This is a genomic window from Streptomyces sp. ISL-94, assembly GCF_018614075.1.
In the GTDB taxonomy this organism is placed as follows: domain Bacteria; phylum Actinomycetota; class Actinomycetes; order Streptomycetales; family Streptomycetaceae; genus Streptomyces.
The window spans coordinates 78,655-98,861 of sequence record NZ_JAGGOZ010000021.1 but is presented as its reverse complement, the minus strand read 5'-3'; the positions used below and the strand labels follow the sequence as shown (position 1 = coordinate 98,861).

Below are 20,207 nucleotides of genomic sequence, written 5' to 3'. Positions count from 1 at the left end.
AGGACGGGGGGTCATCCCCGCGTGCGCGGGGAGCAGGCTTCTTGACCTGGAACTCTATGCGGGCGATGCGCCGTTCTCGAGCACTTTCACCGAATCCGGCAATGAACTCATTTCATACCAGCGAGGGCCTGGCTGCGGCAGCGGTCAAGGGAGGTAGGTCTGCGACCCTCGGGGAGGTCGTGGAGAGAGCGGCCTCGGCAAGGCCCTCGCCGAGGCCGTCAGGCTGGCGAGGCTGACGTCGATCGAGTTCTGGGTGAGAGCGTAAACCTGTTCCCGGTGCTCCCCGGCCTGGACCAGGCACTCCGACTTGCCGGCGTCACAAGCGACGATCCCCTCCAGGAGGGTGACTCCTCGTACGCGTCGACCAAGGCTGCCCGCCCGCCCGCACGGCCGTGTGTGCGGCGGAGACCCGGCTAGCGGTGACCTCCGGTGCGCACACCGGGGCCGGGGCGGTGCCATGCGGCAGCTTGCCGCGGGCGAGGGGGGACCGGGTCCGGTGGCGGCCCAGGGCAGTGAACCACTTCTGCGGCGGCCGCGAGCAGTGCATCGGCGGGTTGATGTTCTGTCAGAAAACGGTGCAGCAGGGGCAATCGGGCTGTGCGAGGCTGGACAAATGACGTTCGAATTCGAAGCAGAATGGACGCAGGCGAAAGGGGAAGCGGCCATGCGCCTCGCCTCCGCCGGGCCGTCGCCCGCATCCACTCCCCAGCCGAGTCCCTCCACGTCCCCGGCGCCCGCCCCTGCCCCGGGGAGGACCGACCTCGGTCTCGTCAACGGCCCCGTGCACTCCAAGGCGTCCGGCATCCGTACGGCGAACGCCGAGGCCCGGGGCAAGTCCTCGCTCGACGACGCCGAGGCCGTGGGCCGCCGCCACGCCGGGTGGGCGGCCGGCTCGGCCAGCAACGACTGCGTGGGCGCCTGGCAGCGCAGGCTCCGGGAGCTCGCGGACCTGGTCGACGACGCGGCCGACGCCCTGACCACGGGCACGAACGCCATCACCACCGAGGACAGGGCGATAGCCGACGGACTGCGCGCGGCCGGCGGCGTGCTGGAGGACGCCTGATGGTCTCCGTACCCGAGTTACAGCAGGCCGACCCGCAGAAAGTGGCGCACCGCGGCAGACGACGCGGTGGCCGTGGCGAAGCAGTGCGACGGCCTCGCCTCGTACGCGCGCCAGGACGTCGCCCGTACGGTCAGCCGGTGCTGGGTCGGCGAGGCCGGCCGCGCCGCCACGGAACGGTTCGTGAAGCACGCCGACGACTACGAGACGTCCGCGCTGGCCCTGCGCGCGATGGCCAAGGTCTACGACGAGTTGGCCGAGGCGATCGCGGGGGCGCAGCGGGACCTGAACAGCGCCCTGGACTACGCCCGCAGCCGCGACCTGAAGGTCGACGACAGCGGCCGGGTCCAGCTGTCCCACCCCGTCATGGTGCCGCAGGGCAGTACCGAGCACCTCGAACCGGTCAACCATGCACAGGGGATCATCGTCGACGCCCTGCGGAAGGCAACCCAGGCCGATGTGGAGGCGGCACGTGCCCTGCGCACGGTCGAGGGCCTCACCGCCATCTCCGATCCGAAGCTGGCCAAGGAGGCCCTGATCCCGGGTTCCCCGCTCGCCGTCGCCCTGGCCCTGTCGGGTGGCATCGACGGTCTACATCCGGTCAACGTCTCCCCGGCGCAGTTCGCGGCACTGAACCGGGCCGCGGCCGAGACCGGCATCAGCCGGAAGCTGCTGCTGGCGATCCTGTGGCAGGAACAGCAGTGGTACCAGAACTTCAGCCCCGGCCTGACCGGTCCGCTGGCCCAGGCGGGACGGATGTTCAACTGGTCGTTGCAGCAGTCCCTCAAGCCCGACAAGTCTCTCGGCATCACGCACATGAAGCCGGACACCGCGCGAGAGGTGATGGAGCAAAACAAGGAGGCGTTCACCCTCCGGGACGGCACCTTCCTCGGGGATCTCGACGACGCCCAGCTCACCAAGTACATCGAAGAGAACCCCGACGAGAACATCCGCATGAGTGCCTACCACCTCAAAGGCATACAGGAGAACCCCTACGGGGCGAGCACCGACAAGCAGCTTTTCACCCTGTACGCGGCGGACACTCCGGGCGTGCGGGAGCTGAATGAGCAGTACGGCGACGAGTCGGGCAGCCGGGCCAACGACATCAGGACCCGGGGCGAGAACTGGGACAAAGTGGAACCGCACCTGGACGACGCGATGGCGTGGTACGCGCTCACGGACGAGCAGCGGGCCACCGCTGTGCGACAGCTCGAGTCGCAGACCCCGGCCGGACACCACGTCTCCGTCGACCCGATCTACCACGAGGGCGGCGGGCCGCACACCGGAACGGGAACCGGCCCCGCGGAACCTGGCACCCCCTCCCCCAGCCCTGGCCCGACCCCTCAGCCGCCGAGGAGCAACTGACCCATGCGCACACGGAAGTCCATCCCGCTGCTGCTGGGACTGCTGCTGACGCTGAGCGGCTGCGGCCTCGTCGGTGGCGACCGGGGACCCCGTCCGCTGACACCGATGCCGAGCCAGGTGCCGACCGGCCCTGAATACGCGACGGCCGATGACGTGATCGCCGCCATGGCCAAGGGCGGCTTCGACTGCAAGGTAACTGTGCGCAATGACTACCCGCACGGGTCGAACGCCACCTGCGAGGTGCAGCACCGCGGAACAACCGTCGTGAACGAGATCTCGGTACTGAGCACGGCCCGGTTCAGCCGAGACGAGGTCGGCGATTCGATTTCGACAGGACGTCGGGCCTACCGGCACACCATCGTCGCCGCCGGCAACTGGTTCATCTGGGTGCGACCCGGGGTCTACGCCTACGACATGGCCGCGGCGCTGCCCGGTTCCGTGGTCCTGGAACCGCTCGTGGACAAGTAGGGAGCCCGGCCCGGGCCCCACACTCACTGCACCCGGAGAACGCTCGTGATCACCATCCAGGAGTACGCGGCCCTGTCCGCCCTGGACAATGCGGAGCCCGGCACCCCCTCACCAGCCGGGGCCGGCGACACGGGCGCCGAGGAGCGGTAACGACGCACTTGGCGAGCGCCGGACTACAGACGGCGCGTGGATCCTCCCGGGCGCAGGGCGCCCGTCACCGGAACTCGTGGACCGGCTCCTCGCGCCGAGGACGGCGGACTTGATCGACGGCTGGTTCTGGGTAGGCAGAGCCGCGGTCAAAGCGGGTTCGGTCGGCAGCGAGTGCGGGGAGCAGGGGGCTGGCCGGGCCGCGGCTGTCGGCCGCGCTTCTCGCCGGGTCCCCGCGTGCGCGGGGAGCAGCCCTCGTAGGTGAAGGGGACCTTCGTGTCGATGGTTGCACGCTTGCGCGGGGAAGCGCAAGCCACGTTGAGCCCAGCGTGATCCGGTCGGGTTCATCCCCGCGTGCGCGGAGAGCAGTCCAGAGCGGCCTTCGCCGCGCTGTAGGGGCCGGGTTCATCCCCGCGGGCACGGGGAGCAGCTGCGACGGACGTAGTAGAGCGCGGTATCCATGGGTTCATTCCCGCGTGCGCGGGGATTCCAGATCATGGAGACCGGGAACATCCTGGCCACCAAGGGTTCATCCCCGCGCGTGCGGGGAGCAGCTCGACGCCCATATGAATGTCAGCCTGGACGGGGGTTCATCTCCGCGTGCGCGGGGAGCAGACCTCGTTCCAGGACTTCCTCGACAAGGTGGAGGGTTCATCTCCGCGTGCGCGGGGAGCAGGCTCCGTGACCTGGGACTCTAGGCGGCCCAAGAGCCGTTCGCGAGTACTTTCGCCGAACCCGACAATCCCGCCATACTCCCCGGTCGCAGCGCAACGCCCAGCCATCCCATCCCAGTCGCCGAACTGTCACTGCGCGCGCCCCGTCAAGCGGCATGCGGTAGCCGTCCTCCGGCTGCCGGACAGCGCAACGGCCTGACCCACCCCCTCGGGCCGCCATAAGGTGCCTCGTAGCGATCATCGAAGAGGGGGAGTGCGCGTGGGCGTGATGGGGGACGAACGCCGGCGGCGGAGCGGGATCGTGGGATATTGGCGGGCGGCCGAGTTGTTCAGTCCGCAGAAGGTGCCGGCCCTGTCCGCCCGGGAGCGGGTGTACGCCGCCGCGCAGGACCGGCCCATGCCGTGGGAGGCCGGCCACCCCCTGCGGTCCGTCCCCCTGGAGCCCGGGTACGGCTGGCAGCACGTCGTCTACGGCGGGACGTACGCCCTCAGCGCCGTACGCGACACCCTGCTCCGCGTCTTCGGGGAGAGCGAAGAGGACCACGACGGCCGGATGGACGGCGAGACCGCGCTCTTCGCCCTGACCGTCACGGACGAAGGGCGTGTGCTGCTCGACTCTCCCGTCTTCTCCTCCTGTGCCTGGGCCACCGGCCGTGCCGTGTCCCCCGGCCCCGGCAGCCGCGGCTGGCTCGACGGGTTCGAGGAGGAGGCCGACGCCTGGGGCCTACGGGCCGGTGCGCTCGGTGAACCCGTCGGCGCCGGCGAGGAGCTCCCGCCGAGCGACGACACCGATGGCGGCGGAGAGGACGACGACTCCCCCGCCGGGACCGGCGTGGTCAGCGCCGAGCACTTGCTGGAGTTCACCGGCGATCTCGCCCGCGCCTGGGGCGTCTGCGTCGCGCTGAACCCGGCCGGTGTGCGTGTGCGCAGCATCGCCGTGCGGCTGGACCACTCCGGCGACGCCGACCAGCAGGACTTCCTCAACAGCTTCATCGTCGCCGACCTCGACCGGGTGGCCCACGCGCTCGGCCGGCAGGATCCCGGCGCGTCGCTCGCCGCCTACCTCACTCCCGACGCCGCCTTCGACACGGCCCGCCGGATCGATGTGCGCGCGCACCCCGCCGTCGCGCTCGCCGGAGTCGCGCCCGCCCGTACGCCGCTGGGCCGATGGCCGGCCGATGCGGGGCACCCGCTGGCCCTGAGCCAGCAGTTCGCCGTCAACGCCGTCCACACCGAGCTGGCCCCCACTGCCGGGATCTTCGCGGTCAACGGCCCGCCCGGCACCGGCAAGACCACCATGCTGCGCGACTGCTTCGCCGCGGCCGTCGTCGAGCGGGCCCGCCGCCTCGCCGCGCTGCGCCTGCCGTCCCAGGCCTTCGCCGAGCAGGCCCCGTACGTCTGGAAGAGCGGCGACTACACCCGTACGGTCACCCCGCTGCGCCCGGAGTTCACCGGCTTCGAGATGGTGGTCGCCTCCGCCAACAACGGCGCGGTGGAGAATATCTCCACCGAGATCCCCGCCCGCGCCGCGCTCGGCGAGCAGTGGCGCAAGGACGCCGACTACTTCGCCGAGCAGGCCACCCGGCTCCTCAAGGGCGAGGCCGCATGGGGCGCGGTAGCCGCTCGCCTGGGCAGCAAGAAGAACCGTCTGGAGTTCGTCAACCGCTTCTGGCACGGCAAGTACCGCCGGACCGACGCGGGCGCCGCCACTCCCCCGCCGCCGCCCGTCCCGCCCCAGGCGGACCGCCGCGGCCGCCGCAGCCCCAACGCCTGGATCGACAGCGGCAGCGGCCTGGCCCACCTGCTGCGGCAGTGGCGCGACACCCCGCAGAGCGGTGTGTGGCGCGAGGCAAAGCAGCGGTTCGAGGCCGCGCTCGCCGAGGCCGAGCGGCTGCGCGGCGAGCGGACGGCCGCCGCCGAGGCGTACGCGTCGCTCCCGGAGTCGTACGAGGCCTTGCGCCGTGCCGAGCTCGCCGTGGAGCGGGAGGCCGCTGACCTCGCCCGCTTACGGGAGACCCTGCCGCCCGCCGAGGCCGCGCTGGACCGCGCGCAGCAGGCCCTGGCGCAGGCCGAGCACACGCACCAGACGCATCTGGCCCGCCGCCCCGGCTTCACGGTCAGCCTCTTCACCCTGGGCCGCGCCGCGCGCACCTGGCACGCGCAGGAGGGCGACGCCGCCGGGCTGGTCGCCGTCGCACGCCGAGCACGCGATGAGGCACAGGCCGGGCGGGACGGCGTACGGGGAGCCGTGGGCGCGGCCGCGGCACGCCTGAGCGAGCGCCGAAGCGCGCGGGACACGGCGCGCGCCGCGGCCGAACGGGCCGAGCGGACGGTGTCAGCGGCCCGCGGCCGCTGGGAGGAGTTCGTACCCCAGGACTCCTGGCCGGCGGACGACCAGGCGCGCGAGCTGGCCGCCCCCTGGTCCGACCCGGAGATCACCAAGGCCCGTACCGAAGTGTTCCTCGCGGCCCTCGACCTCCACCAGGCCTTCCTGCGGTGCACCGCCCGCACGATGTACGCCAACCTGATGGCCGCCATGGACGCCGTCGCCGGGACCGTGCCGACCACCGTGCCCGAGGCACACCTGCGGGCGGCGTGGCAGAGCCTGTTCGTCGTGGTCCCGGTCGTCTCCACCACCTTCGCCTCGCTCGACAGGGTCTTCGGGCGGCTCGGGCCGGAGGCCTTGGGGTGGCTGTTCGTCGACGAGGCCGGCCAGGCCACCCCGCAGATGGCGGTGGGAGGCATCTGGCGGGCCCGCCGTACGGTCGTGGTCGGCGACCCGCTGCAACTGGAGCCGGTCGTGGTCCTGCCGTGGACCGCGCAGCGGGCGCTGCGCGAGGACTTCGGCGCCGCGGAGGAATGGGCGCCGGGGCGCACGTCGGTGCAGCAGCTCGCCGACCGCGCCAACCGCTACGGGACCCTGCTGCCCGCCGAACTGCCCGACGGTCGCCACGAGGTGTGGGTCGGCGCGCCGCTGCGGGTGCACCGGCGGTGCGACGACCCGATGTTCTCCGTGAGCAACGCCATCGCCTACGACGGCCTGATGGTCCAGGGGATCGGCGCGGGCGCCCGCGAGCCGTACGTCTACCGGCCGTCCAGCAGCTGGGTGAACGTCGTGTCGACGCAGGCGGACGGGCACTGGATCCCGGAGGAGGGGCGGGCCCTGCGGCGCGTCCTGGAGCGGCTGCGTGACGAAGGGGGCGTGGACCTCTCCAAGGACGTCTTCGTGATCAGCCCGTTCCGGCAGGTGGTGGCCGGTGCGAAGCGGGCGTGCCGGGACCTGATGCCGGCCGAGCGGGTCGGTACGGTGCACACGACCCAGGGCAAGGAGGCGGACGTCGTCATCCTGATCCTGGGCACGGACCCGCGCCGCGCGGGCGCCCGCGCCTGGGCCGCCTCCCGCCCGAACCTCCTCAACGTCGCGGTCAGCCGGGCCAAACGCCGCCTCTTCGTCATCGGCAACCTCGACGCGTGGCGCGACCAGCGCTTCTTCGGCACCCTGGCGGAATCCCTACCGGCCCACACCTGGAGCCCCAGGGCACACCCCGGACCCACCGAGGCCCCACCCGCGGGCCCGAGGCCGACGAGTCCTTGAGGAGCAGGCAGGCACAGCAATCCGATGCACGGCGCGGAGGGCCCAGCCCAGCCGGTGCGGGGAGCCAGAGGCCTTCGGCTTCACCAAACCGAGGGCCACGGGGTCATCCCCGCGTACGCGGGGAGCAGACTTCGCGACCTGCGACTTTAGGCGCGTTGGAGTCAGGTTCCAAGCACTTTCGCCAAGTCCGACAAATCGGCTAGATGACTCGGCAGTCCCATGCACTGCGCGGAGCGAAGGACAACGCCGCGCCGCCGGCGCATCCTTCCTACCCACCGTGGAGGGGCGAGCGGCTCTCAGCGCCATGCAGAGAACCGTCCCCACGAGCTGCACGAAGGAACTCCTCATCAGTGGAAAGCCTTCCGGGCCCAAACTGCCGCCCGGCAGCTCTCCGGATGCGGCGGTCTGCTCTTCCGCCGGGCCCCCCGAACCGTCGCGCGAGCCCGGCCGCGGACACGGTCATCGTGTGCTGAGCATTCCATCGCGCACAACCGCGCCCCGGCGAATATACTGAGCACATCAAGTTACTCAGGCACGAAAGGCCCTCCACCACGGTGGAGGGCCTTTCGCTTGGCTATGCCGGGTTTGTCGCCGGTCTCAGGCAACCTGCAGCTTCGGCCGGCCCGTCGCGGCCGGCGGAGCCTGGTGGTACGTCGGCAGCTTCAGGTTGGGCAGGTCCCCGGCCTGGATGCGGACGAGGGCCGCGCGGAACGCCGCCTCCATGGTCTCGGGGCTCTCGTACTTCGCCGCGAGGGGATGGAGCCGGTAGGAGTTGCCGTTGCGCTCCTCGCTGCGCGGCCTGAGCACGATGTTCAGCTCGCACAGAGGCGCCATCAGCCCGCTGACCGCCTGCGGGGTGACACCGTACTCGGCGGCCATGTCCTTCTGCCGGACGGGCAACGCTCCCCCGAAGTCGCTGCGGGACACGAGGTACTGGAGGAACTTGACGGCGGACCCCGACAGCGGCAGGGCCCAGATGCGCTCCGCGATGATCGGAGACATGACGTTAGCCATGGAACAGCCTTCCTCGTGAGCGGGCGCCCGCGCAGGGGCATGGCAGAACTATCACCCGGTACGCCTCCTTGCGCGATAGCTCTCTTCCACCACGGGGCCGAGATCAAGCTCCTCCTGGTGGGCACCCTCCGGCCCGACCGCGAAGGGGAACACCTCGGTGTCGTGGTCGTGCCGGTCGGCGATCTCAGCCAGTACCTCGTGCTGGGCCGTGCTGCTGCCGTGGAACCACAGACGCACGTTGATCTGGATCCGGCCGTTGCCGGCCTTCTCCACCCAGTTGTAGCCGCACAGCGCCTGGACGGCCCGGTTGACCGTGGACCGCGTGATCATCTTGCCGCCCTTCTGTGCGGCAATCTTGTTCAGGCCGTCCGTGATCTCCTGCTGGGTGTACTGGGTGATTCCGGTCCCCGGCACCTGTCCTCCCGCGACGAAGAGGAAGACGCACAGCTGGGACTTGGTGATGCTGTTCGCCACGGCCAGCTGGGCCAGGAACTGCGTGAACCAGTTGCTGGCCAGGCTGTACCCGGTGCCCCCGGCCATGTCATGGACGGCGCGCGGGTCCGCCGCGTACTCGAGGTGAACTCCCGTCAGCCGACGGCGGCCTCCGGGGTCGGCTGCCGCGGCGACCTTCTCCCCGAGCTGCTGGCCGAGGACGGCCAGGATGTCCCCGTACTCGGCTTCATTGCCCCCAGCGCTGGGGGCGGGTACAGGCCGGGGCCCGCGCCGACGACGGGCGGGCGGATCAGATGTCACAGGACCTCCTCGTTACTCAGGCGGTCCGAGACTATCCAAAAAATCAACCTGTGCTTGTCTTTTGACGCCTCGGCGCGTCGGAACACCCCCCCGGCCGCGACCCTGTTCGAAGATTGCACGAAAAGTACACGCTACGTGAAGTTTCTGGGCCGCCAAGAGCCGGAAGTACACGGCTGCCTGATTTCAGTTGTCGCGATGACGACACACTCATGTATGTGCCACGGATGTGGACGGGGCCCTCACCCGCCTGTGTCCGACTCTCTGACCTGCGGTGTTGCCGGGCCAGTTGGGCTCCGCAGAAAATCAACTACTGCTTGATTTTTCGGCGAAATGTGCTCTCCAGGTTCACATTTCAAGAGCCGAAATGTGTCCTGGGGGACACATACCAGCGGGCAAACCTGCAGGTCAGAGGCTTACAAACGCGGTGCCCTCTTACTAAAGAGCAACGTGACCGCGCACCTCAGCGTCCGCCGAGCCTGTAGTGACCGGAGCTTCTCTGTGCCACACCGCACCTACTCGACACAGTTCAACCATGCGGCACTCTCCAGTCCTCCGCCTCCTACCTCAGCCGACACAGCTTCACCACGATGTATCCGCAGCCGACTTATCCGGCCTGCAGTCCCCCACCTCAGCCCAACTCCGGCATCAGCACCGGCCATTGCAGGCCCTCATGCCCAGTGAGGGCGCCCTGCGCCCGAGGGGTGCACCGGCGACCGTCAGGGAGCCGGGGCAGGGCGTGAGGGTGAGCGGGTCCAGGGCGCCTGAGCGCCTGGCGAGGGGGTCTGGGGGGCGAGTAGCCCCCCATGCCAAGGCCGGTCCAGCGCGGCCAGGCGCTGGCGGGGTCCAGGGGCTGGCCCCTGGGATTCACGGTCCGCAGGGGACCGGGGACAAGAGCCCTGATGTCGGCAACACCGATCTCATCTGCCCGTACGAAGTGTGTTGTTCCCGCGTGCTCGCATCGGTGCAGGTGAGTCGGAGAAGCTGCTCGCCGATATCAGCAGTGCCAGCAGTAGAGCTTCACCCTCTGCCGCTACAGTCCGCGGTCAGCTCGGGGTGAACAGCGCCTTCCATAAGCTCGTCTTGTAGCTCCTTAAATGAGGAATCACCCACAACAGGAGAAAATCGACCGTCAGAACGGCGTCGTAGAAGGCCGATCTCCAGAGTGCCGGTGGAATGTGACCTTCCCATCCCCGCGAGGCCGTCAGGCAGGCGTACAGCGCTCCGAGGTGCCCGCGGCAGTCCGACACGTCCCGCCGAGTCCCCTGGACGGCTCAAAGGAGCCCTGGCCCATCGGATACGTGTGCGTCCGGCGGCGCCGCTCCGAGCAAGCGCATCGTCCGGCCCACGTCTGACGACATCCGATCGACACCCACTGGCTCCTCATGTCGCGCGCAGCCGGGTGGCGCTTTACCGGGCCCCGGGTGGCAGCCATGACCAGACCCCTGAAGGCCCCAATCCGGACAACACGGGCCATACGCAAGCAACATGTTTCGGTGTGGCACTTCACCTTCCCCGTAGAAGGTTAGTAAGGTACCCGCATGACCGCTCCATACGATCCGGAAGTCAGGGAAAAGGTAGTCGCCAAGCTGCCTGCGTCCCTGCGGCAGGAACTCAAGGTCCGCGCAGCCCAGTTGGGCGTGGACATCCAGGACGCCGTCACCGAGGGCGTTCACGCCTGGCGTGCCGACGCCTCCGCGGCCACGCCCGTGGACACCTCCGGCGCCTCCTCCTTCTCCACGTACCTCCCCACCGGCCTGTACGGGGAGTTCAAAGAGGACTGCCGGGTACGGGAGGTCCCGTACAACCAAGGCCTCGCCCAGTCGATCCGGCTGTGGCTCGACACCCACCCCTCCCCCGCCGGGCGTCGCCGGCCGTCCCACGAGGGCGCCCGCCGGATCGTGGTCTGCAACCAGAAGGGCGGCGTCGGCAAGAGCGCCATCAGCAACGGCCTCTCCCAGGCCCTCGCCGAGACCGGTGCCCGCGTCTGCGTCATCGACTTCGACCCGCAGGGCCACCTCACCCGCCACCTCGGCGCCGAGATGCTCGGCATCAAGGAGCCGAGCCTCGCCAAGCACATGCTCGGCGAGATCGAGGGCCGGGTGCGCGAGCTGCTCGTCCCCATCGAGCACGGCGTCTTCGCCGGCCGCCTCTTCCTCCTGCCCTCCTGCAAGGACGCCTTCCTCCTCGACGCCCGGCTGGCCACCACGCGCCACGTCCGGACGAAGGAGACCGCCCTGGAGAAGGCCCTGGAGGACCTGGAGCAGGAGTTCGACTACATCGTCGTCGACTGCCCGCCCAGCCTCGGCTACACCATGGACACCGCCCTCTACTACGCGCGCACCCGTGAGGGCGAGGCGCCGAAGACCTCCGGCATCGTCGTGCCGGTCCAGGCCGAGGACACCTCCGCCGATGCGTACGACATGCTGAGCGAGCAGCTCGAGGACCTGATCGACGACCTCGACATCGAGATCGGCCAGCTCGGCTTCGTCGTCAACCTCTACGACAGCCGCAAGGGCTACGTCGTCACCTCCTCCCTCAACAGCTGGAAGGAGTTCGGCGACCCGCCGGTCATCACCGTCATCGCCGACCTGAAGGAGCAGCGCGAGGCCGTGCGCGTCAAGCTGCCGCTGCTGCACTATGCGCCGGACTGCGAGCAGTCCGAGGCCATGCGTGAGATCGCCCGGAGGATCGCGGCATGAGCAAGAGCGACCTCCTCGGTACCGGCGCCGCCTTCAGCAACGCCCGCCGCACCGGCGGCCGCAGCGAGCGCGGGCGGGCCAAGGCCATAGCGCAGGGCGACCTGCCGGCGTACGAACTCATCCGGGTCCCCCTCGACCAGGTGTCGCCGACCCCCCTCAACCCGCGCCGCAACTTCGGCACGGACGAGGAGAAGACCCGCTTCGGCGAGGAGCTGCGCCAGGCGCAGCTCTCCGCCTGTGTCGTCGTCACCCGCGACGCCTACCTGTCCCTGTGGCCCGATCACGATTCCCGGATCGGGGCGGCCTCGTACGTCCTGATCAACGGCGAGCGCCGCTTCCGCAGCGCCCTGCACGTGGGACTGGAGTCGCTGGACTTCGTCGTACGGGACGACCTCGCGGCCTCCCGCACGGACTTCATCGACCACCTCCTGGCCGAGAACCTCGAACGGGAGGACTTCGACGTCATCGAGCGCGCCCGCGGCGTGCAGCAGCTCGTCGACACCTGCGCCGAGCAGGGCAAGGAGCACGGCGCCAAGTCCCGGGCTGCGGAGCGGCTGGGCAAGTCGCCGTCCTGGGTCACCAACCAGCTGGTGCTGCTGGAACTCCCGGAGGAGATCCAGGCCATGCTCAGCTCGGGGGACCTGCCCGAGCGGGACGGCCGGCTGCTCGCGCGCACCGCGAAGGACCGGCCCAGTGCGGGCGCGGCCGAACTCCTGGCCTTCCTGAAGGAGACCAAGGCGCAGGAGGCCCAGGTCAAGGCGGTGCAGCGGGAGATCCTGCGAGACGCGCAGGAGTCCGCGCCGGTGCGCGCGGCGGTCGAAGTGAACCTGACTGGGGGAGCGGCGGAGACCTCGCAGCCCGATCCGCAGCCGGCCCGACTTTTGTCCGCGGACAAAAGTCGGGAGCCGGAGATCGCTCCGGCGACGGCTTCGCAGACTCCCCTGGCGGCGAGCGAGCCGGTCCGGGTCAGCCCCACTCCCCCGCTGCCCGCACGCTCCACGGTGACGCCCGCCCCCGAGGTCGAACCGCTCCCCGCCCGTGAGCCGGATGGTGTCATCCCGGCTCAGGGCAGCCGGAGCACGGACGTGGGCCTGCTGTCGTGGCACGACCCGAAGGCCGTCTTCGACGCGATCCAGCAGAACATGTCGGCCAAGCAGCGCGCGGAACTGACGATGCTCCTCATCGACAACGACTAGCGGAACCGGTACACCGATCTCCTACGGGCCCGACCTCGACATCCTGAGGTCGGGCCCGCGGCATGTCAGCAGCGAAGCAAGCGGCCGTTGAGGCTGCGCTGCATGTGGGACGGCGGGAGTTGGATCCAGCTGGCTGCCCGACTTTTGTCCGCGGACAAAAGTCGGGCAGCCAGACAGCACGGGGGAACGGCACCCGCAGCAAGGTCCGCTACGACCTCATGGGCACGGTTGCCCGGGCTTTGGACTCTCCCGACAGCGGATGGAGGCCTGGCAGTCTGATGTTCATGCGCTCGAAGAGGTCCTTTCCGTAGTACCGAACGGGTTGTCGATCACGTACCGCCACAGGCCGTCCGGACCGCGCCGGGCCACATCCGTAGCGGTGCCTTCGATGTGGACGTGCTCTCTGTCCGGTCCCTCGCCCTCGATGACCCAATCGACGATGAGCAGCGCGATGTCGTCGGCGATGTAGGTGTGCCGAGGACGGACGCTCATCGGCAATCCCAGCGACTGGAACTCGGCGTTCGCGGCGCGGAGCTCCGCCCCGGTGACCGACTCGCCGACGCGGGGGACGAACACGGCGTCGGGTTCGTAGACGGCGGCGAGCGCTTGCGCGCTGCCGGAGTTGAACGCGGCCTCGAAGACCGAGGGATGTTGCACCGCGTCGGATGTCAGAGTGAGACTAAAGGCATGGTCGTGCGCAAAGTTCGTGTTGATGTCCACAACGGAAGTCAAGCCAGTGCCGACGTGGGTCACCAAACGGAAACCGACAGCCGGGGCTGGGACGCCGACTTGGTGCCATCCCCACCGGGCCGCACGGTACGCCCGGACGCCGACTGCCCCGTGGAGACCGCCTTGGCGGCCATATCGGGCCGCTGGACCACGCTCGTGCTGCGCGAGCTGATGCATACCGAGCACTCTTTCGGGGCTCTGCGGGAGAGACTGCCAGACATCAGCGCCAAGGTGCTGACGGACCGGTTGCACATCCTCAGGGAACGCGGCCTGGTCACCCAGGAGCGCCTCCCCGGATTCCCGGTGCGCACGCGCTACGCGCTCACCGAAGCCGGCCGGTCCCTGCGCCCGCTCCTCATCGAGCTCTACCGCACAGGCGAGCTGCTGAGGGAGGGCGGACGCGGGGCATCTCTCTGAAGGACGGAGGGCAGCAACGCAGCCGAGTCGAACTGCGCCTGACGCCCAACCAGTCCTCGCTGCTCAGGAGTTGGATTTTCCTAAACCCGTCATATCGCCCTCGTTCGCCTGTTAGCGTCCTGCCTCATTCCAGCAAGCAACCGTTATGAGCAGAGGGCTAACGATGCAACTTGGCTGAATCACGCACGCTGCGCGGCGGGGCGATACGCCCCCGATGGGATCCCCGGCAGGAGCCATGCGTTATGGCATTGGCCCTCGACGGCCGACTGGTCGAGCGGAACCTCGTCGACCTGCTCCACGACGCCGACGAGATACGGACCGTCGAGGCCTCGACGCCGGGGGAGAAGGTGGCGCTCATCGAGTTCCTGCTGGCCATCTGCTACGCCTCGGGCACCTATCCGGCGTCCGCCGCCGAATGGCCTGCCTGGGTGGACGAGAAAGACGCGCTCCGGCCCGCCGCCGAGTGGCTCGCCAAGCGCCCCGAGGACGAGGTCTGGGACCTGTTCCACCCCACCGAGCCGCTCGGACAGAACTCCCTCCTCGCTCCCTTCATCGACCAGCACGGCGCCGGTCCGGCGCAGCTGGTGATCGAGCGGGTCGGCGACTACAACCAGTTCTTCGACCACCACCACCTGGAGCATCCCCGCCCGTTACCCGCCGCCCAGGCTTTCCGGGCCATGCTCACGCAGCACGTGTACGGGCCGGCCGGCCGGGCTCGGATCTCCGGCAAGGAAACGCTCGGCCCCACCATCACCAACCTTGCCGCCACCCGCCTCGGCACCCGGATCCGCGTCATCGCGCTGGGCTCCACCCTCGGCGAGACCCTCCGCCTGAACCTGGCCCCCGTCTCCGGGCCGCCCGGGGAGCTCAACCTCTCGTGGACCCCGGGCAAGGACCGCCGGGGCTTCAAGGCCAAGCCCAACGGCCGGCCGGTCAGTGGCCCGGCGGACCTGCACAGCTACCTCGGCCGGTCGGTCCTGCTCCGCCCGACACCCGAGGGGGATGCCGTGGACCGGGTGCTGCTCGGCGCGGGAGAACTGCTCTCGCTGAAGGACGAGCACCTCCAGGACGCCGTCTACGCCACGAAGCCGGACGGCACCACCAAACCGCTGTGGGCATCGGCGACCCGCGCCGTCTGGCGCGACGCCCACTCCCTCTACGCCGCGGTGGCCGACGCTCGTGCCTCTGCCGACGCGAACGACGGCGGAAGCCTGTACCGGAGGCTGGCGCTCTTCCCCCCAGAGGACGTCGCGCCCGAGCCCGGCCAGCAGCCCGCGCGACGCGTCGATTTGTGGACGGTCGGGCTCGTGGCCAAGCAGACCACGGCCATCACGTGGGTCGACGGCACCTTCCCGTTCGCCCCGGGCCTGGAGGTCAGGCTCTACCTCGGCTCCCGCCACGGTTCGGAGATCGCCGAGTACGTGGCCGCGGCCCTGAGCAAGGCGGCGTACGCGGCCTGGACCGTCGCGTACCCGAACCCCAAGCCGGCCGACAAGGCCGGCCAGATCGCACGGTTCGACGTGCGAGGCCGGCACTGGGCTGCGACGCGCGAGCCGTTCGACCTCCTGATGGACGAGATCACCCTCGGCGAGCCCGTCCATGAGTGCCTGCTCGACTACGCGGCCACGGTGTCCACGGCCGCCCGCAGGTTCCTCACCGAGTGCCTGGACTCGCTGCCGAGGAACTCACAGGGGACCAAGGCGCAGGCCGCCGCTCTGAAGCGGTTCGACGACGAGCTGGCGCTGCCGAAGGCCCCGGCCGAACTCCGAGGGGAGAGGGAGAGGGCATGACCACCCAAGCCGAGACCAAGCCCGCACCCGAGACCAGCGAGAGCAGCGCCGCCCTGACGGCCTGGCTCGCCAGCCTGGTGCACAACCGCCACTACGGAAGCCTCGCGGACCTCCGTCGGCCGCGGGTACGCAAGGAGCCCCACTTCCGGGCCATCTGGTACAGCCCGACCGAGGAGCAGCGGGAGGTCTACGAGCAGGTGGCCTTCCTGTTCGCGGTCTACCACCAGGGGCGGTCAAAGCCCGCGTACGGCTACGGGAGCCTCGGAGAGGCGGCCCGGCGCATCGGCAGCGGAGCCGGTCGGGGTCCCGACGACCCGGGCGCGGCGCGCCTCGTCGACCGGATCGTGTCCAGCCGCCGGATCCCCTGGCGCCACCTCCAGCACTCCGTTGCCCGGCTGCGCGCCTGTGACCAGCCGCCGCCGTCCTGGGCCCGGCTTGCCGACGACCTCAGCCGGTGGCACGACCGCAAGGCCCGCGTCTCCTACGAGTGGGCCGTGGCCTTCCACATGCCTCCGTCCCGGTCCACCAGCGCCCGGTCCACCAGCACGACCGCCGCCGCCGACACGAACCAGAAGGGCGCCACCACGTGACCAGCAACGCCTCGTCCACCGGCAGCCAGTTCCTCTCCCTGCACCTCCTGGAGACCCTGGTCGCCGTGCTGCCCGTACGCGACGAGAACGGTTCTCCCAAGTCCATCGTCTACGGCGGCACCGAGCGGCACATGATCACGAGCCAGGCGCGCCGCCGTGCCGAACGGGTCCACACCCGGGACCGGGCCAACGCGGGCATCGGTGCCCTGGCCGGCCGGAGCACCGGCGTCCGTACCCGCGAATGGGCGCTGATCACCGCGCGGGAGCTGACCTCCGCGCACGGCTGGGACTCGGACGAGGCCGTCCGTACGGCCCATGCCGTCATCGAGGCCACCGGGCTGAAGTTCGGCGACCCGGCCAAGAAGACGGTCGCGAACCTGACCAAGGTGCTCCTGTTCGCCCCCTCCGACGCGGGTGAGCGGATCGCCGCCCACATCCACGCGCACGCCGAGGAGCTCCGGCCCTGGACGGCGGAGTACGTGGGGGCGCAGGCGGCGGCCGCGGCCAAGAGCAAGAAGGGCGGCCGCAAGAGCGCCGACCAGGAGGCAGCCGAGGCGGAGGAGACCGCGGAAGGTACCGCCGCGGCCGATGCGAAGCTGCCCGCGCTGTCGGCCGCGACCCGTGCTGCGGTCCTCACCGCGCTCGCCCCGCGCGACGCCATCGACATCGCTCTCTACGGCCGCTTCCTCGCCGAGATCGCCGACTCCCCGAACGTCGACGGCGCCGTCCAGAGCAGCCACGCCTTCACCGTCCACGAGGCGGAACAGGTCGACGACTTCTACGCCGCCGCCGACGACGCGAAGCTCGACCGGAAGAAGAACGCCCTGGACTTCCTCGACGCCGCCGATGACGCCGGAGCCGGCATGACCGGCTACCAGTCCCTGATCACCGGCACCTTCTACCGCCACGCCGTACTCGACCGCCGGAGGCTGCGCAGGAACCTCCAGGCCGCCGGCATGACCGCCGAGGAGGCGGAGGAAGCGTCCGTCGCGGCCGAGGCGGAGTTCGTCACGGCCTTCGTCGACGCCTTCCCGGAGGCGAAGAAGAACTCGACCGCCTCCACCGGCTCGCTGCCCGCCCTGGTCCTCGCCTTCGAGGGCGAGAGGCCGTACAACTACGCGGCCGCCTTCCAGGCCCCGATCGACGAGAACCCGCTGGACAAGGGCGGTGAGGGACCGGCCGGGCCGGCCGCGGTCAAGCGGCTGCTGAGGCACCACTCCTTCGTCAGCCGGCGCCGCCCCGACATCAGGTCCGGCCGTGTCCTCACCTACGACCCGCAGATCGACGAGCTCCTGGGCACCTTCAAGGATCCCGGGGCGACGGCCGTGACCTCCGCCGAGGAGCTGACGGCGTGACGCACGTCCTGCTCGTACGGCTCGCCGCCCCTCTGCAGTCCTGGGGGGCGGTGTCCCGGTTCTCCCACCGCGACACCCACAGCCGCCCCACCAAGTCGGCGGTGATCGGCCTGTGCGCCTCGGCACTCGGCCGGGACCGCACCGACCCCGTGGACGACCTCGCCGGGCTCGTCTTCGGCGTCCGCGCGGACCATCCCGGCACTCCGGTACGCGACTACCACTCCGTCGGCGCCGGGAAGTTCCCGCTGCGGCCGCGGGACCTCATCACCGACCACCGGCGGGCGGCGGCCGTGGCCAAGAGCATGGAAGCGGCCGACGGCCCGAGCTTCGGGCACCACGAGCTGGCCGGGTGGTACGGCGCACCGAAGAAGATCGCGGCCGACCCGGTATCGGGGACTCTCGTCTCGGGGGAGCTCTCCCGTACCGCGCTGATCACCGAGCGCTGGTACCTGTCGGACGCGGCGTTCGTCGTGGGGCTCCAGCACGAGGACCGGGCGCTGCTGGAGGAGATCGCGTACGCCCTGGAGCACCCGAAGCAGCTGCTGTGGCTCGGCCGGAAGTCCTGCCCGCCCTCCGGCACCCTGGCCGCGGAGATCCTGCCCGGCACGGTCGCCGAGGCCTTCGCGGCCAAGCGGCTGCTGCCCGGCCCGAACGGCCCCGACACCTCGGGCCGGCGTCCCTGGGCATGGCTCCAGGCGGCGCCGGGTGCCCGGGGAGCCTCACCGGTCAACGACCAGCCGGTCAGCTTCGATCCGGCGCACCGGGTCCACGCCACGCGCTGGGAGACCCGTATGCGCGTCACCATCGCTCCGACCGCCACCGAATGGGACATCATCCCGTGAACACCGCGCACTCCGTGAACCCCGTGAACGGCACACGCGCCTCCACGGCGCGCTTCGTCGCCACCCACTCCGTCCTGTCCCTGAACGCCCGCCACCCGCTTGTCGCCAAGTCCCTGGTCGACGCGCAGGAGATGCACCGCACCGTGATGAGCGGGTTCCGCGGCTGGGTCGAGGACGGTGACCCGGACGCCCGCTCGCAGACGGGTGTCCTGTCGACCTGGTCGGTGGACCTCAAGGCGGCGGCGCTCGTCCTGGTGGTGCAGTCCAGGATCCCGGGGGACTGGGCCCGGATTCCCCGCGCGGCCTTCACCGCCCCGCCGCACCTCATCACCGTCGACCGCACGTTCAAGGAGGGCGAGGCCGTCGGCTTCCGTACGGTCGTCAACCCCACCTACAGCAGGCCGTCGGGCAAGCCGGCCTCGGAGAAGTCCCGCGGTACGCGGACCTCCCACAGCACGCCGGACCACGTGAAGCGCTGGTTCGCGCGCCGCCTCCAGACCGACGGCGAGCCGGCGACGGCCGAGGACGGAGTGGTCCGCATCGGCGCCACCGCCGACCCCGACAGCCTCGGTATCCGCATGCTGCCGACCGTCTCCAGCGCCCACCGCAGCAAGCCGGTGCGCATCGGCCGCGCCGAGATCCGCGGCTCCCTGACGGTCACCGACCCGGAAACCCTGGTCGCAGCCCTCTCCAACGGCCTCGGGCACGCCCGCGCGTACAGCTGCGGGCTGATCCTGACCCGCTGAGGGACGCGCCCTCCGGGGCCCGACTTTTGTCCGCGGACAAAAGTCGGGCCCCTCGAGACACTCGGGCGCGCCCGCGCCTTTTGCTTCCGCTCCAGCGGGATGAACCGGTGGGGGTGCCATGGTGCCTTGCCGACTTCGGTTGCTCCCCGAGCCTGTACGGCAGCCCGTCTGCTGGCTCGGATGGGCCGGTTGCATCCCCGCACACGCGGGGTTCGCGTCGGCTCTGCTCTTAACGGGGGTCATCCCCGCGACAGCGGGGGAGTACCGCAGGGGGCCGAGACTAGCGCCGTGCGGAGAGGCGCCGCCAGAACGCAGGCATCCCAGCCGGTATGCGACCGGGGCTACCCACCGGCGTGAGTGTGCCAATCGACCCGTGTCTCGGACACCTCGCCGCATCGAAGGCTCCTGCCTGAGGCCGGCAGGAGCGGTCGACGCAGCGAACTCAGGTGTCAGCGCTTTTCGTTGCGCCGCATCAGGATCGTCAGTGTTGCCCGGGCGTCGCGGCGGCGCTGCGGGTTGCGGGAGAGTACGGACGACGCGGCCACCGTCACGACGGCACCGGTGTAGGCGAGGCCGGTCGCGGCCGTGAGGGTGGCCGCCTCCTGGAACACGGACTGCAGGACGGACAACAGAACGGACATGGGGATCCCCCTCGGGATGGTCGCCCGGTGGTCTTCTCCGCCGAGCGCGGTCCCACAGGTATCCGCTCGCCGAAGACCGTCCGGCGATGTTGGGAGAACCGGCGGGCAGGTATTTGTGCAGGTCGA

The 20,207-nt window shown here is 70.4% G+C and carries 16 protein-coding genes and 1 CRISPR repeat array (1 of these 17 running past the window's edge); of the genes, 12 read left to right on the top strand and 4 right to left on the bottom strand.

Features of this window, described 5'->3' with window-relative positions:
- A CRISPR array of direct repeats spans window positions 1-36; the repeat unit is 29 nt; unit sequence GGGGTCATCCCCGCGTGCGCGGGGAGCAG; it reaches 421 nt to the left of the window's first position.
- A 577-nt stretch (window positions 37-613) separates the two neighbouring features.
- The 4 genes from J7E94_RS07820 (at window position 614) to J7E94_RS34300 (ending at window position 7,309) form a co-directional block, all read left to right on the top strand.
- Complete coding sequence (locus tag J7E94_RS07820; RefSeq protein ID WP_215013549.1) at window positions 614-1,063, top strand: hypothetical protein; 450 nt, start codon at window positions 614-616, stop codon at window positions 1,061-1,063.
- Window positions 1,064-1,135: 72 nt separating this feature from the next.
- Window positions 1,136-2,425, top strand: coding sequence for a hypothetical protein (locus J7E94_RS07815; protein ID WP_251056290.1), 1,290 nt, complete (start codon window positions 1,136-1,138; stop codon window positions 2,423-2,425).
- A 3-nt stretch (window positions 2,426-2,428) separates the two neighbouring features.
- Window positions 2,429-2,893 carry a hypothetical protein gene (locus J7E94_RS07810; protein WP_251056289.1) on the top strand — a complete coding sequence of 155 codons (465 nt, stop codon included), beginning with the start codon at window positions 2,429-2,431 and terminating at the stop codon, window positions 2,891-2,893.
- A gap of 1,089 nt (window positions 2,894-3,982) precedes the next feature.
- On the top strand, window positions 3,983-7,309 hold the full coding sequence (locus J7E94_RS34300) for a DEAD/DEAH box helicase (protein ID WP_251056306.1): 3,327 nt from the start codon (window positions 3,983-3,985) through the stop codon (window positions 7,307-7,309).
- A gap of 597 nt (window positions 7,310-7,906) precedes the next feature.
- On the opposite strand, the gene J7E94_RS07800 is transcribed toward J7E94_RS34300, so the two are convergent.
- Window positions 7,907-8,323 (bottom strand): hypothetical protein, encoded by a 417-nt coding sequence (locus J7E94_RS07800; protein WP_215013547.1) that lies wholly within the window; start codon window positions 8,321-8,323, stop codon window positions 7,907-7,909.
- A 51-nt stretch (window positions 8,324-8,374) separates the two neighbouring features.
- Window positions 8,375-9,076 (bottom strand): hypothetical protein, encoded by a 702-nt coding sequence (locus tag J7E94_RS07795; RefSeq protein ID WP_215013545.1) that lies wholly within the window; start codon window positions 9,074-9,076, stop codon window positions 8,375-8,377.
- A 1,538-nt stretch (window positions 9,077-10,614) separates the two neighbouring features.
- Here J7E94_RS07795 and J7E94_RS07790 point away from each other — a divergent pair.
- Together J7E94_RS07790 and J7E94_RS07785 are read left to right on the top strand one after the other, a co-directional pair.
- Complete coding sequence (locus tag J7E94_RS07790; RefSeq protein ID WP_215013543.1) at window positions 10,615-11,775, top strand: ParA family protein; 1,161 nt, start codon at window positions 10,615-10,617, stop codon at window positions 11,773-11,775.
- A complete protein-coding gene (locus J7E94_RS07785) occupies window positions 11,772-12,971 on the top strand; it encodes a ParB/RepB/Spo0J family partition protein (protein ID WP_215013541.1) in 1,200 nt (399 codons plus the stop codon). The genes J7E94_RS07790 and J7E94_RS07785 overlap by 4 nt, the downstream gene beginning before the upstream one ends.
- Before the next feature lie 282 nt (window positions 12,972-13,253).
- Here J7E94_RS07785 and J7E94_RS34295 read toward each other — a convergent pair whose 3' ends face one another.
- Entirely contained in the window at window positions 13,254-13,691 is a 438-nt protein-coding gene (locus J7E94_RS34295) for a DUF4440 domain-containing protein (protein ID WP_308344692.1), read from the bottom strand.
- Window positions 13,692-13,823: 132 nt separating this feature from the next.
- Between J7E94_RS34295 and J7E94_RS07775 the strand changes: the two genes are divergently transcribed.
- The 6 genes from J7E94_RS07775 to J7E94_RS07750 all read left to right on the top strand — a co-directional run bounded on the left by J7E94_RS07775 (window position 13,824) and on the right by J7E94_RS07750 (window position 19,440).
- Window positions 13,824-14,117, top strand: a complete 294-nt coding sequence (locus tag J7E94_RS07775; protein ID WP_251056288.1) for a helix-turn-helix domain-containing protein — start codon at window positions 13,824-13,826, stop codon at window positions 14,115-14,117.
- Window positions 14,118-14,359: 242 nt separating this feature from the next.
- On the top strand, window positions 14,360-15,907 hold the full coding sequence (locus J7E94_RS07770; RefSeq protein ID WP_215013538.1) for a type I-E CRISPR-associated protein Cse1/CasA: 1,548 nt from the start codon (window positions 14,360-14,362) through the stop codon (window positions 15,905-15,907).
- On the top strand, window positions 15,904-16,497 hold the full coding sequence (gene casB, locus J7E94_RS07765) for a type I-E CRISPR-associated protein Cse2/CasB (RefSeq protein WP_215013537.1): 594 nt from the start codon (window positions 15,904-15,906) through the stop codon (window positions 16,495-16,497). Before J7E94_RS07770 ends, casB begins: the two co-directional genes overlap by 4 nt.
- The gene (locus J7E94_RS07760) at window positions 16,494-17,852 is read left to right on the top strand and encodes a type I-E CRISPR-associated protein Cas7/Cse4/CasC (RefSeq protein WP_215013536.1); all 1,359 of its coding nucleotides are present in this window, start codon (window positions 16,494-16,496) and stop codon (window positions 17,850-17,852) included. The genes casB and J7E94_RS07760 overlap by 4 nt, the downstream gene beginning before the upstream one ends.
- Window positions 17,849-18,694, top strand: coding sequence for a type I-E CRISPR-associated protein Cas5/CasD (gene cas5e, locus J7E94_RS07755; RefSeq protein WP_215013535.1), 846 nt, complete (start codon window positions 17,849-17,851; stop codon window positions 18,692-18,694). The genes J7E94_RS07760 and cas5e overlap by 4 nt, the downstream gene beginning before the upstream one ends.
- 23 nt (window positions 18,695-18,717) lie before the next feature.
- On the top strand, window positions 18,718-19,440 hold the full coding sequence (locus J7E94_RS07750; protein ID WP_215013533.1) for a type I-E CRISPR-associated protein Cas6/Cse3/CasE: 723 nt from the start codon (window positions 18,718-18,720) through the stop codon (window positions 19,438-19,440).
- A 449-nt stretch (window positions 19,441-19,889) separates the two neighbouring features.
- On the opposite strand, the gene J7E94_RS07745 is transcribed toward J7E94_RS07750, so the two are convergent.
- Complete coding sequence (locus J7E94_RS07745) at window positions 19,890-20,081, bottom strand: hypothetical protein (protein ID WP_215013532.1); 192 nt, start codon at window positions 20,079-20,081, stop codon at window positions 19,890-19,892.
- Window positions 20,082-20,207 lie beyond the last annotated feature (126 nt).